The sequence below is a fragment of the Streptomyces sp. NPDC028907 genome (genome assembly GCF_055564995.1).
The window spans coordinates 130,876-146,295 of sequence record NZ_JBVHVE010000002.1; the positions used below are offsets into that span (position 1 = coordinate 130,876).

Here is a 15,420-nt window from a genome sequence, read left to right on the forward strand (position 1 = left end):
GCGCTACCGCAGCGTGACGCGCGCGGCGACCGGCAGATGGTCGCTGCCGGTCGCGGGCAGCGTACGGATGTGGACGACCGTCGCCGAGCGGGCCATGACCTGGTCGATCCGGGCCAACGGCAGGCCGGCCGGGAAGCTGAGGGCGAAGCCCCGCTCCGCCACGTTCATCCGTGACGTCAGCGGCGCGAGCCCGCGGTCGTCGACCGTGCCGTTGAGGTCGCCCAGCAGGATCACCGTCCGCACCCGCTCGGCGGCGACGGCCGCGCCCAGCAGGCCGGCGCTCTCGTCCCGCCAGGAGGACGCGAGCCCGCTCGCCCGGACGCGGACCGAGGGCAGGTGCGCGACGTACGCCGCGACGTCGCCGTACGGCGTGCGCACCACGGCCCGCAGCCCGCGGCTCCAGTCCTCCGCGATCCCACGGGGCCTGATGTCCACGAGCCGGGCCCCGCTGATCGGATGCCTCGACCAGAGCCCGACGGTCCCCCGCACCACGTGGTACGGGAACTTGTCGCCGAGCACCTCCTCGTACGCCGGCAGTGCTCGGGGCACGAGTTCCTCCAGCGCGATGAGGTCGGGCTCGGCGCCAGCCAGGGCGCGGGCCGTGCCCGCCGGGTCGGCGTTCTCGTCGCTGACGTTGTGCTGCACCACGACCAGGTCGCGCGCGCCGGGCCGTGGCGCGGGCAGCAGCAGCCCGCCGAAGAGGTACGTCCAGGCCGCCACGGGCAGCAGCAGTGCCACCAGCGCGACGGCGGAGCGGCGCAACAGGGCGAGCCCGAGCAGCACCAGGACCACCGCACCGAGCCAGGGCAGGAAGGATTCCAGCAGACTCCCGGTGCGCCCCACGGAGTTGGGCACGGCCCGGTGGAACACCAGCAGCACGGCCGTCAGCACGGCGCACGCGGCGAGCACGCACCCCCGGGCCGCCCACCGCACCACCCACCGGGTCGCCCCCGCCTGCGCCGTCGATGTCACGCCTGCCAAGACGATCCGTCGGGCGGATCAGTTTCGCCGACTTCGCCCTGTGCTCAAAAGTCCGAGTTAACGCCGGTAACACGCCAGGTCAGACACGGTTTGATGGAGAAAGCGCATACCGACCACTCAGTTTGGTGAAACCCTCGCCTATTCCGGTACCGGCGAGTAACGTGCGTGGCTCGCCCGCCCCCCACCTCCCTGCGGTCCGCCGCAACCGGACCCGAGCCACGCAAGGAGCAACGGGATGTCCCCGTCCTTCGACCCGTCACCGCCGTACCAGTACGGCCCGGGCGACACCTCACCGACCTACGGCACCTCACCGTCGTACGACACCTACCCCTGGCAGACCCCCACCCCGCCGGGGCCACCACCCCCACGACACCGAACCCCCGACCACCCGCCCCTCGGACACCACAGCGACCTGCGGATCCTGCGGACCGCCTACCGCTGGCAGCGGCGCGTGGCGACCCTCACGGCACTCGGCTACTTCACCCTGTTCCTGATCCTGTCCGCCTTCGCGCCCGGCTTCATGTCGAGCACGGTCACCGACGGACTGCCCGCCGGTCTGCTGCTCGCCCTGATCCAACTGCCCGTCACCTGGCTGGCGATAGGTCTGTACGAGCACACCGCCCGCCGTTACGTCGACCCGCTCGCGGACCGCATCCGCAAGCTGGCCGAGGTGGACGCCAGGCGGGAGACCGGGAACCGGGGGCCGCGGCGATGACCGACTTCAGCGGAGACGCCCAGGCGATGTCGCTGGTCGCGTTCTGTGCCGTCGCCACCATCACCCTGCTGCTGTGCGTGATGACCGGCCCGGACCGGGACGACCTCGACGAGTTCTACACGGGCTACAGCTCCCTGTCGCCCATGCGCAACGGCCTGGCCATCGCCGGCGACTACATCAGCGCCGCGACCGTACTGGGCACGACCGGTGTGGTCGCCCTGTGCGGCTACGACGGCATCGTGCTGGCGTTGAGCACGGCCCTGTCGCTGATGCTGCTGATGTTCCTGCTGGCCGAACCCCTGCGCAACGCGGGCCGGTTCACCATGGGAGACGCGCTGGCGCGCCGTATGCCCGGGCGGGGCGTGCGGATCGCCGCGTGCGCGGTGACGCTGGCCGCGCTGGTGCCGCTGATGCTGGTGCAACTGGCCGGCACCGGACAACTGCTGGCGTTCATCCTGGGATTCTCCAGCGACAGCCTCAAGACCGGGTGCATCATCGGCCTCGGCATCCTGATGATCAGCTACGCCGCGATCGGCGGGATGAAGGGCACCGCCCTCATCCAGATCCTGAAGATGGTGATGCTGCTCGGTTCGGGCGCCGTGGTCGCCCTGCTGGTGCTCGCGAAGTTCGACTGGGACCCGGGCGCGCTGTTCGACGCCGCGGCGCAGCAGAGCGGGGTCGGCTCGGCGTTCCTGGAGTCGGGTCTGCAGTTCGCGGGCGGCCCGCACCCCCGCCTCGACATGATCAGCTCCCAGCTCGCCGTCGTCCTCGGCGGTGCGGTGCTGCCGCACATCACCATGCGCATGTACACGGCGTCCGGCGCACGTCAGGTGCGGCGCTCGATGTCCTGGGCGGTGTCGAGCGTGGCACTGTTCGTGCTGGTGATCACGGTCGTCGGCTTCGGCGCGACGGCGCTGATCGGGCGGGCGGTGATCGCCGGGGCGGACCCGCAGGGCAACACCGCGTATCTGCTGGGTTCCAGGGCCGCGTTCGGCGCCGAGGTCTCCACCGCGGAGACCCTGCTCTTCACCGCGGTCACCACGGCCATCTTCCTCACCGTGCTCGCCTCGGTCGCCGGCATGATCCTGGCCTGCGCGAACTCCCTCGCCCATGACGTGTTCGCCGCGCGGGTACGGGAGTTGTCGGGCCGCCGCGAGATGACGGTGGCGCGGCTGTCGGCACTGGCGGTGGGAGTTCCGGCGATCGTGCTGGCGACGATGGTCCAGCACCGCAGCCTCCAGCCGCTGGTGACCCTGTCCTTCACACTGGGCGCCTCGGCCATCGCCCCGGCCCTCGTCTACAGCCTCTTCTGGCGCCGGTACACCCGGGCGGGCCTGCTGTGGACGCTGATCGGCGGCTCGGTGGTGGTGCTGGTGCTGATGCCGGGGACGAATCTGGTCTCCGGGTCACCGGTCTCGGCGTTCCCCGACGCCGACTTCAACTGGTTCCCGTTCACGACGCCCGGTCTGGTGTCGGTACCGGCCGGCTTCGCCTTCGGGTGGCTGGGGACGGTCCTGTCGGGGCGTGGGGAGTCGGAGGAACAGCGGCGGCAGTACGAGGCCGTGGAGGGGTGGATTCTCGCGGGGGCGGTGCGCAGGGGGGACTGAGGCACGCGCCTGGCGCTGGGAGCCGGGGGCGAGGTGGGGCGGGGGCGGGGTTCTCGCCGGTCCGGCGGGCCTGCCCCCGGGTCACTCCATCGCCGCCTGCCGCTCCAGGGTCGACAGACTGTTGCGCATCTGGTCCATCTGCATGCGCACCTCGTCCCACATCTCCCCGTGCTCGCGCAGCACCCGCTCGGTCTCCCGGGCGATCCGCTCCGTACGCTGCCGGGCCTGCTCAAGAAGCTCCGCCGCCCGCGCGGCCGCCTCCTCCTGCAACCGCTCGGCCGAGGCCCGCGCGTCGGCGAGCTCCTGCTGCGCCTCCGCCAGCGAGGCCTCGGCCCGCGCCGTCCGCTCCTTCTCCGACTTCTCCAGCGCGGCCAGCCGCCGCTCGGCCTCCCGCTCGGCCTGCGCCGAACGCTCGGCGTGCTCCTTGGCCTGCCGCGCGACCAGACCGGCGGTCTGCTGCCGCACCTGGCGCAACGGGCCGAGCACCTCCCCGCGCTCCTCCTTCACATCACGCCGGGCGGCGATACGGGTCTCGCCCGCCTCGGCGCGCGCCGCGAGCAGCCGCTGCCGGGCCCACTCCTCGGACGCGGCGGTCACGGCATCGGCGTGCGACTGCGCCGCGTCCCGCAGTTCGTCCGCGTACGCCTGCGCCTCCTCCATCATCCGCTGCGTCTCCTGCCGCGCCCCCTCCCGCACGGCCGCGGCCTCCTCCTCCACCAGCTCGAACAGCCGCCGCGCCCGCTCCCCGAGCTCCTCGTACGTCGTGGGGGCGAGCCCCGCGACCACGTCCCGCAGCCGCCGTGCCTCGTCGTCCATCTCCCGGGCGAGCACGGTGAGCCGGGCGGCCCGCTCCCAGGCGGCGTCACGGTCCCGGAAGAGGGCGTCGATGTAGGCGTCGACCTGTTCGGGACGGTAGCCACGCCCTCTTACGACCACGAAGTCGTAGAGCGGGACCGGTGCGCTGCTCATCCTGGAACCCCTCTCCGCCGAACGGATGCGAAATGATGATTTAGCGCACATCTTGATGTATCGGACGGAAGCGTTCATAACGCGACACTCCGCGCAGGAGGCACCGCACAGGGGCACGGAGGCACGCAGGCACGCCGAGCGGCGCACACGAACACCAGCGGCGCGTGGAAGGACGAACGGCGCGCAAAACGACCAAGAGCGCATACGAAAGGGCCGGCTCCCGGTAGTACCACCGGAAGCCGGCCCTCTCACGCCCGCACGCCGCACTCGGCGACAGTCAGCGGCAACCGGGTGACATCACCCGGCTGCCGTCATCTCACGACAAACAGCCGAACGGCCGTCACAACAGCCCGTCCCACATCTGCTCCAGCAGCACCGACCACCAGCTCTCCGGCGACCCCAGCGCCGCCGGGTCGAGCGCGGCCAGCTGCGCCTGGAAGTCGACGGTCCAACGCCCCGCCTGCTCCTGGTTCAGACCGAACCGAAGCCGCCACATCCGGCCCAGCAGCGCCAGACAGCGCTGGAACTCGGGCAGCCCCGTGTTCACGAACTGCGGCGGTACGGGCGCACCGCCCGGCCCCGCCTCCACGGGCACGGCGACGATGTGCGCCGTCCCGTACTGCACACACAGCGCCTTGCCGAAGTCGCTGCCCATGACGAGATACGAGCCCGCGTCCGACGCCGGCTGCACCCCGCGCTCCTGCGCCAGCTCCGCCAGCGTCGGCACCGGCCGCCCCGGCTGGGCCTGCGCCCAGAAGAACGGACCCATGTCCATCGGCAGACCGCCCACCATCAGGCTGTGCGCCACGACCGGCGGCACACCCTGCCGTGACACGGCGGCCTGCTCGAACCGGAACAGCCCCGGCCCGAACGCCCCCGCCAGCTCCTGCGCCACACCCTCCGGCGGAATCGGCGGCACCGCCTGCACCTGCGGCAACGGCGCGCGCACCGGCGCCGGACGGGCGGGCCCGTCGGCCACCTGGTGCAACTCGCCCTGGTGCGCCAGCAGCTGCTGCATGCCCTGCTGCCGGCTCGCGTGATCCGTGCCGTACGGCGCGATCGACGTGATCCGCGCCTGCGGCCACTGCTCCCGGATCATCCGCGCACAGTACGCACCCGGCAGCTCGCACGACTCCAGCTCCGTGTGCAGCTCCAGCACCTGGTCCGGCGGCACGTTCATGCCCCGCAGCTCATGGAAGATCTGCCACTCCGGGTGCGGCGTACCCGGCGCGGAACGCCGGATCAGCTGCTGCTCCGACCCGTCCTGCGCGCGGTAGCGGAGAACGGCCTGGTAGCCGGGGCCGACGGTCGGCTGACCCGTCGGCTGCTGCGGGTAGCCGTACGCCGGTGGCTGACCGGGCGCGGGGTGGCCCTGCTGACCGGGCGGCGGGACCGCACCCGGGGGCACGGGGGGCTGGGGAGCGCCGGGACCGCCAGGGGGAGTACCGGGTCCGCCCGGAGGCATCCCCGGCACCCCGGGCGGCTGAGGCGCGCCGGGAGCGGGCGGCGGCGGAGGCACGCCGGGGCCGCCCGCCGGGGGCGCCGACAGCACGGTCTCCGCATGGTGAACGGCACCCCGAGCACCGCCCGAGGAACCCGGGCCACCGGGAGCACCCGGAGGCTGCGGCCCACCAGGGGCGCCGCCCTGCGCACCCGGAACACCGGGGGGACCGGGAGGCTGCGGCGCACGCGGCATGCCCGGAGCACCCGGAGCGCCGGGCGGGCTGGGGATACCGGGCGGATTCGGCCCACCAGGGGCACCGGGCGCACCAGGAGGCCCCGGAGGCCCGGGGGGCTGCGGCGCGCCACCCATCTGGTTCGGGTCGGCCAGCACGGTGGCGGCATGGTGCACCCCGCCCGGCGGCGTACCACCCGGCGTACCCGGCGGGTTGGGGGCGCCCGGAGGGTTCGGCGCACCCGGAGCACCGGGAGGACCGGGCGGCGGCGGAACTCCCGGCCCCGCGGCGCCCTCGGGCCCCTCAGGACCGAGCGCCGACACGAGCTGCGTCGGAACGTACCCGCCTCCCGGAGCACCCGGCGCCGACGGCGGCGTAGGAGGCGCGGGAGTCGCACCCCCCGCACCCGGCGCCCCCGGAACTCCAGGAACCCCCGGCGGAGGCGGCGGCACCGACCCACCCCGCGGACGCGGCGGCGCCGCCTTGCTCGTCGCGGCGTCCGCGATGTCCCCTGCGTTCGGCGCGAGCGGCCGCCCCGGCGTCTCGGGGCCGCCCTGCGGGTAGCCGTACGAAGGCGCGGGCGGCGGCGTGGCACCCGGCGGAGGCGTGTCCGGCGCACCGGCACCCTGCGGATAGCCGTACGAAGGCGCCCCCGGCGGCGTGTTCGGCTCGTCGAGCGCCGGCTCGATCGCCGTCGACGGCAACTGGCTCCCGCCCGACAGCAGCGCGGTCTTGGCGTCCGGCGGCGCGGTGTCGTCGCCGCTCAACGGCGGCGCGAACACCGTCTCCGGCAGCGGCACGGAACGGTCCTCACCGGGACCGGGGTTGGTGTCCGTACCGGCCCAGGGAGTCGCCCCGTCAGGCACCCCCGGCACACTCGGCACCGGCGACGCAGCCGACGAAGCCCCGGCCGCACCCTCATCGGCACCATGCCCGGACCCGGGCTCCGAGCCCGAACCCCCGTCCCGGCCCTGGATCCCCAGCTTGTCCGCCGCCTCCTGCAACCACTCCGGCGGCGTCAACAAGAACGACGTCTGGTTCAGATCCACCCGGGCCGGAGCGGCCGGCGCCGGCTCGGCTACCGCGTCCCCACGGCCGTACTCCTCCTCGTAGCGGCGGATCACCTCACCCACCGGCAGCGACGGCCACAACGTGGCCTCCCCGCTGTCCCGGGCGATCACCAGCCGCTGCGCGCCCCCGTCCGAACGCGGCCCGTCCGCACGGTCCTCGGCCCACACCACGAACCCGAGGCCGAACTCCCGCACCCGCACCTCACGATGCTGGTACGACGGCACCTCGCCGTTGATCCACTCTTCCGCACGCTCCTGCGCCTGCGCGAACGTCACCATCGCGAAGCTCACTCCCCCACGGCCGCGGCAGCAACGGGCACCGCACGCGCGAACCCACCGTCCACCATCAGATTCGCCACCGTCTCCAACTCCGGCGGAGACCCCGCCAGCCGGGACAGAAACGCGTCGAAGTCCTCACCGCACGGCACCAGCAACCGCTCCACCCGCTCCGCCGGCGGCCACGAGGGATCCACGTCCCGCGCGTCGTCGTACGCGCAGAACCACACCGAACCCAGCCGCTCGCCCTTCACCTTCACGGCCAGCAACCCGCCCTGCACGAACCCGACACCCAGGTAGTCCTTGGTCAGATGGTCCCGCAGGCACTTGTTCACGTACACCAGGTCATTGACCGCCGCCTCGTCCCGCACCGTGAACAGCGGCTGGTCGACCAGGAGCCCCAACTCCGCGTCCAGCGCCGTCCCCACCGGGGCACAACCACCCGCCGCCTTCAGGAACGACCGGTACGCGCCCGGCAGCCGGTACCCGAGGTCCTCCTCGACGCCCAGCGCCTGCGCCTCCGTCACCGCCACACCCGACTTCGGCAGCCGGAAATGCGCCGGCCTCGTCTCCTGCAACGGCCGCGTCCCACGCTTCTCGTGATCCACCGCCGACGTGGCGATCCCACCGTGATGCCGCAGCAACGCCTTCACCTCGACCGGAACCAACTCCAGCCGCCGCGAACCCACCACGTGATGCCACGTCCAGCCGTGCGGCGTCGCCACCGCCGGAATCGTGTCCCACAACTCGTGCCCCGACCCCGCCAGCGCCGCGTTCGCCGACACATAGTCCGTCAGCCGCAACTCATCGACACCGAAACCCTCCGGCGGCTCCGCGATCTCCGCCGCCGCCCGCGCGTACGGCGAGAAATCGGGGTAACCACGCCCGTCAACCCGTACCCCTCTCGGGTGACGGGCCGCCCGAACCGGATCCGGGAAATGCACGACCTGCCCGGCGTAGGCCGCGTTCGGCGGCGCGGCTTGCTGCCCGAGCCGACCTGTCGTCATGGCGGTTGCCCCCTGCGGCGTTCTGATACGCGCCACCATGACCACTCTCGGTCACAACGCCACGTATCGACTGTCTCGTCTGCGTCCACGCGTCACCGCATGGAAAGCGGTGCCGACAGCCTATGCGGTACGACGACACCGGTCACCGGCGCCGGTCATCACCCACTCCGCTTCCGTGACCAGCCGTCACCCCGCCGTGACAGCCCGCCCAAACCCGGGCGTGTCGCGACGCCCCAGCTTCCGCACCGGCCACGGCATTTGGCACTCTGTGACCTCCGAGAGCATGCCCGGGGGATGCTCGGGAGGGGATGATGAACATGAACGCGACGCAGACAGGCGCCCACGCGGCCAGGTCCGGCGACCCCCGCATCGGCTGGAGCGCCACCGAAACCCCCCACACACCCGCCCTCCTGCACCGCCGCGACGGCATACTCCCCACCGTCGCCGCCGCCCTCTCCGTCCGCGGCGCCACCCTCACCGGCACCGCCGCCCGCGGCGACCAGCCCCCACAGCTGCACCACCTCGTCCAGGACTTCCTCGACACCCTCACCAGCTCCGAGCGGGACCGCTTCACCGGCCGCTGCGCCGAGACCATCCTCATCTCACGCCACATCGCCACCGCCGACGCCGCCCGCAGCAAACGCTCCGCCCGCAAACCCATGACCAACGGCGAAGCCCGCAAAGCCCTCAAGCAGGCCAAGCTCACCGCCCGCCGCATCCGCGAGGACGGCGACCCCCTGCACGGCAGCTTCGCCGCCCCCTGCCGCGCCTGCACCGCCCTCAGCGCCCACTTCGGCGTCCGCATCGTCGACCCGACGACAACCGACGGCTGACCCGTCTCCCTCACCCGGCACATCCGTAGGCACCGACGAACGAAGCGCAGATGCACACCGACCGCACCTCCACCACCCGCTTCCCCGTCCCCGTCGACGCCGCCCTGCGCGCCGCCGGCTGGCAACCCGGCCGCTGGGACATCAAGCAGGCCGAGATCTGGGCCGACACCCTCCGCGAACACACCTCACCCGCCGGCCACACCCACGCCGTCTTCCCCGCCGCCGTGGAGGCCTGGGCGGAATTCGGCGGCCTCCACATCACCCCCGCCGGCCCCGGCCGCCAGGTCGCCCCGGCAGCCGTCCACTTCGACCCCCTCCACGGCCTCCACATGGCCCGCACCCTCGGCGACCTCGGCCGCGCCCTCGACACCGAGGTCTGCCCCCTCGGCGCCGAGACCGACACCCAGGCCCTCCTCGCCATCGACACCGAAGGCCGCGTCTACGCCCTCGACCACACCGGCGACTGGTACCTCGGCCCCGACATCGACCAGGCCCTGGCCGCCCTCGTCGCCGGCATAGAACCTGCACGCCTCACCGCCGGCTGACCACGAGGACGGCCCCCGGGAACGGCAACGGGAAGGCCCCTACGCCGCCGGAATCACCGCCGACACCCGAAAGCCCCCCGCGTCCGTCGGCCCGGACACGAACACCCCGCCCAGCGCCACCACCCGCTCCTTCATCCCCACCAGACCGTTGCCCCCTGACGGCAACCGCGCCGACGACGCCGACGACAACTCCGGCGGCGGCTCGTTCTCCACCTGCATCGCGATCTCCGACACCCGATGCGCGAGCCGCACGTACGTCTTCGCCCCCGCCGCGTGCTTGTGGACGTTCGTCAACGCCTCCTGCACCACCCGGAACGCGGTCTGCTCGATCGCCGGCGCGTACGACCGCGTCTCCCCCTCCACCGACAGATCCACGACCATTCCCGCAGCCGCCGACTGCCCGATCAACGCATCCAACTCCGACAGACAAGGCCCGTCGGCAGCCCCCTCGTCCCCACCGTCCCGCTCCCGGTCGGCCGCCGCGGCCACGGCAACCCCCACAGCGGCCAACGGCACCACAGCCCCCGGCGACCGGTCAGCCGCCCGCACACCCCCACTGCGCAGCACCCCGAGCATCTCCCGCAACTCGGTCAACGCCTGCCGCCCCATGTCCCCCACCAGCGCGGCGTTCCGCACCGCCTTGTCGGGATCCTTCCGGGCCACGGCCTGCAACGCGGCGGAATGCACCACCATCAGACTCACCCGGTGCGCGACGACGTCATGCATCTCCCGCGCGATCCGCGTCCGCTCCTCGTTCCGCGCCCACTCGGCGCGCTCCTCGGCCCGCTCGGCCAGCAACTGAAGCTCCCGCTCCAGGCTGTCCGCCCGCTCCCGCAGACTCTCCATCAACCGCCGCCGGGCCCCCACATACAGCCCGAGCAGAAGAGGAGGCGCGGTCACCCCGAGAGCCGTCGTGATCGAGGCGAACGGAACCACCCAGTCCCCGACGGTCAGACCCCCCCGCCCCACGTCCTGCCGCAGCCACACGAACGTCACGATCAACGCGCCGACGAACGACATCCCGGCCAACGAGGCGATGATCCGCCGGGGCAGCTCGGACGCGGCGAGCGTGTACAGCCCGACGACGCCCATCAGGAAGCCCATCTGGGCCGGCATCACCGCGATCGACACCAGCACGACGGCGATCGGCCACCGGCGCCGCAACACCAGCACCGACCCCGCCAGAACCCCGAACACCACCCCCGCGGCCTCCGGGATCCCCGCGTCCCCCGCGAACCGGACCCCCTCGAAACCGCACTCCACCGCGGACACCACGCCCAGACTCACGTCCAGCACGGCACTGCGCACCCTGCCCCACCACCATGGCCCCGCCCTCGGTGGCGGCACCTCTGCGTGGGCTTCCCCCGTCGTGGTCATGCCTCCAGCCTACGGGCGCCCGGCCCCCGTTTTCCGGTGACTTTTGTGGACTGGCCTACACCACATTGCGTAACCGGACGTAAGCGAGAACACCCGAGCTCAAGAAGCGTGTCCCGCGCTCAATCACGTCTCCGGTAAGGTCTGACTCGCCGTCCCCCGTGGTGTAACTGGCAGCACACTGGTTTTTGGTACCAGCAGGACAAGGTTCGAATCCTTGCGGGGGAGCCACAGCACCAAAGACCTCGGAGCGGGCCCTGACAGCCAAGTCAGGGCCCGCTCTCATGTCCCCCTGGAAACACCCCGGTATCCTGCGGATGTCATCCCACCCCCTCCACAGCCGAAGGGCATCCCGTGAGCGCCATTCGCCCGGCAGCCGTCGTCGTTCTCGCAGCGGGTGAGGGCACCCGTATGAAGTCGGCCACACCCAAGGTTCTGCACGAGCTCTGCGGACGCAGCCTCGTCGGTCATGTGCTGGCCGCCGCACGTGAGTTGCAGCCCGAGAACCTGGTCGTGGTCGTGGGGCACGCGAGGGAGAAGGTCTCCGAGCATCTCGGTGAGATCGACCCCGGCGTACGCACCGCCGTGCAGGCGGAGCAGAACGGCACCGGGCACGCCGTACGTATGGCCCTCGAAGAGCTGGGCGGCTCCGTGGACGGGACCGTCGTGGTCGTCTGTGGCGACACCCCTCTCCTCACCAGTGAGACCCTGGCCCGTCTCGCCGCCACGCACTCCGCCGACGGCAACGCGGTCACGGTGCTGACCGCCGAGGTCCCGGACGCGACGGGGTACGGGCGGATCGTGCGGGACGCGGCGTCCGGTGCGGTGACGGCGATCGTCGAGCACAAGGACGCCTCCGAGCCGCAGCGGGCGATCCGGGAGATCAACTCCGGGGTCTTCGCCTTTGACGGGCAGCTGCTCGCCGACGCCCTGGGGAAGGTGCGGACGGACAACAGCCAGGGCGAGGAGTACCTGACCGACGTTCTCGGGATTCTGCGTGAGGCCGGTCATCGGGTCGGTGCCTCCGTCGCCGCCGATCATCGTGAGATCGCGGGTATCAACAACCGTGTGCAGCTCGCCGAGGCTCGTCGGATTCTGAACGACCGGCTGCTGACCGCTGCCATGCTCGCGGGCGTCACCGTCGTCGACCCGGCGACGACCTGGGTCGATGTGACGGTCACGTTCGAGCAGGATGCCGTCGTTCACCCCGGTACCCAGCTGCAGGGCGCCACGCATCTGGGTGAGGGCGCGGAGGCCGGCCCCAACAGCCGGCTGAAGGACACGCGCGTCGGTGCCGGGGCCCGGGTCGACAACACGGTGGCCGACGGTGCTGTCGTAGGGGCGCAGGCGACCGTGGGCCCGTACGCGTATCTGCGGCCCGGTACCCGGCTGGGCGCGAAGGGCAAGATCGGGACCTACGTCGAGACGAAGAACGCCTCGATCGGTGAGGGGACGAAGGTGCCTCACCTTTCGTACGTCGGTGACGCGACGATCGGTGAGTACTCGAACATCGGTGCCGCGAGTGTCTTCGTGAACTATGACGGACAGGACAAACACCACACGACGGTCGGCTCTCACTGCCGTACCGGTTCGGACAACATGTTTGTGGCTCCTGTCACGGTCGGGGACGGCGCGTATACCGCGGCGGGCTCTGTGATCACGAAGGATGTGCCGCCCGGTTCGTTGGCCGTGGCCCGCGGTCAGCAGCGGAATATCGAGGGTTGGGTGGCCCGTAAGCGTCCGGGCAGTGCGGCGGCGAAGGCGGCCGAGGCGGCGTCTCGGCAGGTCGAGAGCGAAGACTGACCGGAAACGGGTGCGCCAAACACGGCGTACCGTGATAAGTGCACACCCTGTTGAGACACCTCTGAGGAGACAGCTGTGACCGGGATCAAGACGACCGGCGAGAAGAAGTTGATGTTCTTCTCCGGCCGCGCCCACCCCGAGCTTGCCGAGGAGGTCGCCCAGCAGTTGGGTGTCGGGGTCGTCCCGACGAAGGCCTTCGACTTCGCCAACGGTGAGATCTACGTCCGTTATCAGGAGTCGGCGCGTGGTGCGGACTGCTTCGTGATCCAGAGCCACACGGCTCCGATCAACCAGTGGATCATGGAGCAGCTGATCATGATCGACGCGCTGAAGCGTGCGTCGGCCCGCTCCATCACGGTCATCGTGCCGTTCTACGGTTACGCGCGGCAGGACAAGAAGCACCGTGGGCGTGAACCGATCTCGGCGCGTCTGATCGCGGATCTGATGAAGACGGCGGGTGCGGACCGGATTCTGACCGTGGATCTGCACACGGATCAGATTCAGGGCTTCTTCGACGGGCCGGTCGATCATCTGTTCGCGCTTCCGCTGCTGGCTGACTATGTGGGCCGGAAGGTGGACCGGGAGAAGCTGACGGTCGTGTCCCCGGATGCGGGTCGGGTGCGGGTGGCGGACCGTTGGTGCGACCGGCTCGGTGCTCCGCTGGCGATCGTGCACAAGCGGCGGGACAAGGACGTCGCGAACCAGGTGACGGTTCACGAGGTCGTGGGTGAGGTCAAGGGCCGGGTGTGCGTCCTGGTCGACGACATGATCGACACGGGTGGCACGATCTGTGCGGCGGCTGACGCGCTGTTCGCGCACGGCGCCGAGGACGTCATCGTGACGGCGACGCACGGTGTGCTGTCGGGTCCGGCGGCGGACCGGTTGAAGAACTCGCGGGTGAGTGAGTTCGTGTTCACGAACACGCTGCCGACGCCGGGTGAGCTGAGCCGGGACCTGGACAAGCTGACGGTGCTGTCGATCGCGCCGACGATCGCGAGTGCGGTGCGTGAGGTGTTCGAGGACGGTTCGGTGACGAGCCTGTTCGACGAGCAGTAGAGGTCCGCGGTAGAGATCCTTTTGGGTGCGGCCTCCCTGTCCGAGTAGACTGCTTCAGTTGCTCGGCGAGGGAGGCCGCACCTGTTGGTTCGGGTGCCGGTTGTCCGTTATCGACGCGCTCTTCGTAGCAGGCCGTTCGTGGCCGGGTGACCACGTCCGTATCTACCTCTACGAGGAGTGATCTGTATGTCCGAGGTGAAGCTCACCGCCGAGACGCGCACCGAGTTCGGCAAGGGCGCCGCGCGTCGTGTCCGTCGTGAGAACAAGGTTCCCGGTGTGCTGTACGGCCACGGTTCGGACCCGCTGCACCTGACGCTTCCCGGTCACGAGCTGCTGCTGGCGCTGCGTACGCCGAACGTCCTGATCGCGCTGGACATCGACGGCAAGTCGAACGAGCTGGCGATCCCGAAGGCCGTGCAGCGCGACCCGCTGAAGGGCTTCCTGGAGCACGTGGACCTGCTGCTGGTGAAGCGCGGCGAGAAGGTCACGGTCGAGATCCCGGTGCACACCGAGGGCGAGCTGGCGGCGGGTGGCAACCTGCTGGAGCACGTGCTGAACGCGCTGCCGGTCGAGACCGAGGCCACGCACATCCCCGAGTCGGTCACCGTGTCCGTGGCGGGTCTGGAGGCCGGTGCCTCGATCCTCGCCAAGGACATCACGCTGCCGAAGGGCACCACGCTGGCCGTCGAGGAGGACGCTGTCGTCCTTCAGGTCCTGGCCTCGCAGGCCGAGGAGGCCGCGGAGGGTGAGGCCGCCGAGGGCGAGGAAGTCGCCGAGGCCTGATCCTCGCTGTCATCGGTTGGTCGGCCGCTGTTCCCGTGCGGGGCAGCGGCCGACGTGTATCAAGGAGACGTGGACGTGACTACCGGCGCCAATGACCCGTGGCTGATCGTGGGCCTCGGCAATCCCGGGCCCGAGTACGCCATGAACCGGCACAACGTCGGGTTCATGGTGGCCGATCTGCTGGCCGATCGGGTCGGGGGGAGGTTCAAGCGGGCCGGCCGGGCTCAGGCGCAGGTGGTGGAGGCCCGTATCGGTCCGCCCGGGCCGCTGAACCGGCGGGTGATTCTCGCGAAGCCGATGTCGTACATGAACCTCTCGGGCGGGCCGGTGAACGCCCTGCGCGAGTTCTACAAGGTGCCGCTGGCGAACATCGTCGCGATCCATGACGAGTTGGACATCGACTACGGCACACTGCGGCTGAAGCTCGGCGGCGGTGACAACGGGCACAACGGTCTGAAGTCGATGACGAAGGCGATGAGTGCCGACTACCACCGGGTGCGGTTCGGCATCGGGCGCCCTCCCGGTCGTATGCAGGTCGCCGACTTCGTGCTGAAGGACTTCTCGTCCGCGGAGCGCAAGGAGTTGGACTACTTCGTGGACCGGGCCGCGGACGCCGTGGAGTGTCTGGTGATCGAGGGGTTGGAGCGGGCGCAAAGCACGTACAACTCGTGACTTGTCCGGCCGGTCGGCCGGGCCGAGGTTGACCGGGCGTAGGGGTATGGCCA

Annotated in this window: 13 protein-coding genes and 1 tRNA gene; 9 read left to right on the plus strand and 5 right to left on the minus strand. The window is 71.2% G+C overall.

Annotation, left to right across the window (positions count from 1 at the left end; all coding sequences use genetic code 11):
• Positions 1-3: 3 nt before the first annotated feature.
• Entirely contained in the window at positions 4-909 is a 906-nt protein-coding gene (locus ACZ4UU_RS04985) for an endonuclease/exonuclease/phosphatase family protein (RefSeq protein ID WP_468037852.1), read from the minus strand.
• A 307-nt stretch (positions 910-1,216) separates the two neighbouring features.
• On the opposite strand from ACZ4UU_RS04985, the gene ACZ4UU_RS04990 reads away from it, so the two are divergent.
• Together ACZ4UU_RS04990 and ACZ4UU_RS04995 are read left to right on the plus strand one after the other, a co-directional pair.
• Positions 1,217-1,696 carry a DUF485 domain-containing protein gene (locus tag ACZ4UU_RS04990; protein ID WP_468036527.1) on the plus strand — a complete coding sequence of 160 codons (480 nt, stop codon included), beginning with the start codon at positions 1,217-1,219 and terminating at the stop codon, positions 1,694-1,696.
• Positions 1,693-3,303 (plus strand): sodium/solute symporter, encoded by a 1,611-nt coding sequence (locus ACZ4UU_RS04995; protein ID WP_468036528.1) that lies wholly within the window; start codon positions 1,693-1,695, stop codon positions 3,301-3,303. The genes ACZ4UU_RS04990 and ACZ4UU_RS04995 overlap by 4 nt, the downstream gene beginning before the upstream one ends.
• 81 nt (positions 3,304-3,384) lie before the next feature.
• On the opposite strand, the gene ACZ4UU_RS05000 is transcribed toward ACZ4UU_RS04995, so the two are convergent.
• The 3 genes from ACZ4UU_RS05000 to ACZ4UU_RS05010 form a co-directional block, all read right to left on the minus strand.
• Entirely contained in the window at positions 3,385-4,272 is an 888-nt protein-coding gene (locus ACZ4UU_RS05000; protein WP_468036529.1) for a cellulose-binding protein, read from the minus strand.
• Between the two features lie 340 nt (positions 4,273-4,612).
• Complete coding sequence (locus ACZ4UU_RS05005; RefSeq protein ID WP_468036530.1) at positions 4,613-7,297, minus strand: SUKH-4 family immunity protein; 2,685 nt, start codon at positions 7,295-7,297, stop codon at positions 4,613-4,615.
• An 8-nt stretch (positions 7,298-7,305) separates the two neighbouring features.
• Positions 7,306-8,301 carry an SMI1/KNR4 family protein gene (locus tag ACZ4UU_RS05010; RefSeq protein WP_468036531.1) on the minus strand — a complete coding sequence of 332 codons (996 nt, stop codon included), beginning with the start codon at positions 8,299-8,301 and terminating at the stop codon, positions 7,306-7,308.
• 308 nt (positions 8,302-8,609) lie between these two features.
• On the opposite strand from ACZ4UU_RS05010, the gene ACZ4UU_RS05015 reads away from it, so the two are divergent.
• Positions 8,610-9,134: a YwqJ-related putative deaminase gene (locus ACZ4UU_RS05015; protein ID WP_468036532.1), complete on the plus strand. Its 525-nt coding sequence runs from the start codon at positions 8,610-8,612 to the stop codon at positions 9,132-9,134.
• Positions 9,135-9,184: 50 nt separating this feature from the next.
• Positions 9,185-9,679: an SUKH-3 domain-containing protein gene (locus tag ACZ4UU_RS05020; RefSeq protein WP_468036533.1), complete on the plus strand. Its 495-nt coding sequence runs from the start codon at positions 9,185-9,187 to the stop codon at positions 9,677-9,679.
• A 39-nt stretch (positions 9,680-9,718) separates the two neighbouring features.
• Here the strand turns inward: ACZ4UU_RS05020 and ACZ4UU_RS05025 are convergent, their stop codons facing one another.
• Positions 9,719-11,056, minus strand: coding sequence for a sensor histidine kinase (locus tag ACZ4UU_RS05025; protein WP_468036534.1), 1,338 nt, complete (start codon positions 11,054-11,056; stop codon positions 9,719-9,721).
• A gap of 152 nt (positions 11,057-11,208) precedes the next feature.
• Between ACZ4UU_RS05025 and ACZ4UU_RS05030 the strand changes: the two genes are divergently transcribed.
• The 5 genes from ACZ4UU_RS05030 to pth all read left to right on the plus strand — a co-directional run bounded on the left by ACZ4UU_RS05030 (position 11,209) and on the right by pth (position 15,367).
• Positions 11,209-11,284: transfer RNA gene (locus ACZ4UU_RS05030), tRNA-Gln, on the plus strand.
• Positions 11,285-11,407: 123 nt separating this feature from the next.
• Positions 11,408-12,856: a bifunctional UDP-N-acetylglucosamine diphosphorylase/glucosamine-1-phosphate N-acetyltransferase GlmU gene (gene glmU / locus ACZ4UU_RS05035; RefSeq protein ID WP_468036535.1), complete on the plus strand. Its 1,449-nt coding sequence runs from the start codon at positions 11,408-11,410 to the stop codon at positions 12,854-12,856.
• 75 nt (positions 12,857-12,931) lie between these two features.
• Positions 12,932-13,912 (plus strand): ribose-phosphate diphosphokinase, encoded by a 981-nt coding sequence (locus ACZ4UU_RS05040; protein WP_468036536.1) that lies wholly within the window; start codon positions 12,932-12,934, stop codon positions 13,910-13,912.
• Between the two features lie 186 nt (positions 13,913-14,098).
• Positions 14,099-14,695, plus strand: a complete 597-nt coding sequence (locus tag ACZ4UU_RS05045) for a 50S ribosomal protein L25/general stress protein Ctc (RefSeq protein WP_468036537.1) — start codon at positions 14,099-14,101, stop codon at positions 14,693-14,695.
• A gap of 69 nt (positions 14,696-14,764) precedes the next feature.
• A complete protein-coding gene (gene pth / locus ACZ4UU_RS05050; protein ID WP_468036538.1) occupies positions 14,765-15,367 on the plus strand; it encodes an aminoacyl-tRNA hydrolase in 603 nt (200 codons plus the stop codon).
• Positions 15,368-15,420 lie beyond the last annotated feature (53 nt).

What these genes read in the sequence shown, in the direction of transcription:
- ACZ4UU_RS05025 (WP_468036534.1), bottom strand. Translation starts at nt 11,056, where the DNA reads ATGACCACGACGGGGGAAGCCCACGCAGAGGTGCCGCCACCGAGGGCG.
- ACZ4UU_RS05020 (WP_468036533.1), top strand. Translation starts at nt 9,185, where the DNA reads ATGCACACCGACCGCACCTCCACCACCCGCTTCCCCGTCCCCGTCGAC.
- ACZ4UU_RS04995 (WP_468036528.1), top strand. Translation starts at nt 1,693, where the DNA reads ATGACCGACTTCAGCGGAGACGCCCAGGCGATGTCGCTGGTCGCGTTC.
- ACZ4UU_RS05010 (WP_468036531.1), bottom strand. Translation starts at nt 8,301, where the DNA reads ATGACGACAGGTCGGCTCGGGCAGCAAGCCGCGCCGCCGAACGCGGCC.
- ACZ4UU_RS05045 (WP_468036537.1), top strand. Translation starts at nt 14,099, where the DNA reads ATGTCCGAGGTGAAGCTCACCGCCGAGACGCGCACCGAGTTCGGCAAG.
- ACZ4UU_RS05015 (WP_468036532.1), top strand. Translation starts at nt 8,610, where the DNA reads ATGATGAACATGAACGCGACGCAGACAGGCGCCCACGCGGCCAGGTCC.
- ACZ4UU_RS04990 (WP_468036527.1), top strand. Translation starts at nt 1,217, where the DNA reads ATGTCCCCGTCCTTCGACCCGTCACCGCCGTACCAGTACGGCCCGGGC.
- ACZ4UU_RS05000 (WP_468036529.1), bottom strand. Translation starts at nt 4,272, where the DNA reads ATGAGCAGCGCACCGGTCCCGCTCTACGACTTCGTGGTCGTAAGAGGG.
- ACZ4UU_RS05005 (WP_468036530.1), bottom strand. Translation starts at nt 7,297, where the DNA reads ATGGTGACGTTCGCGCAGGCGCAGGAGCGTGCGGAAGAGTGGATCAAC.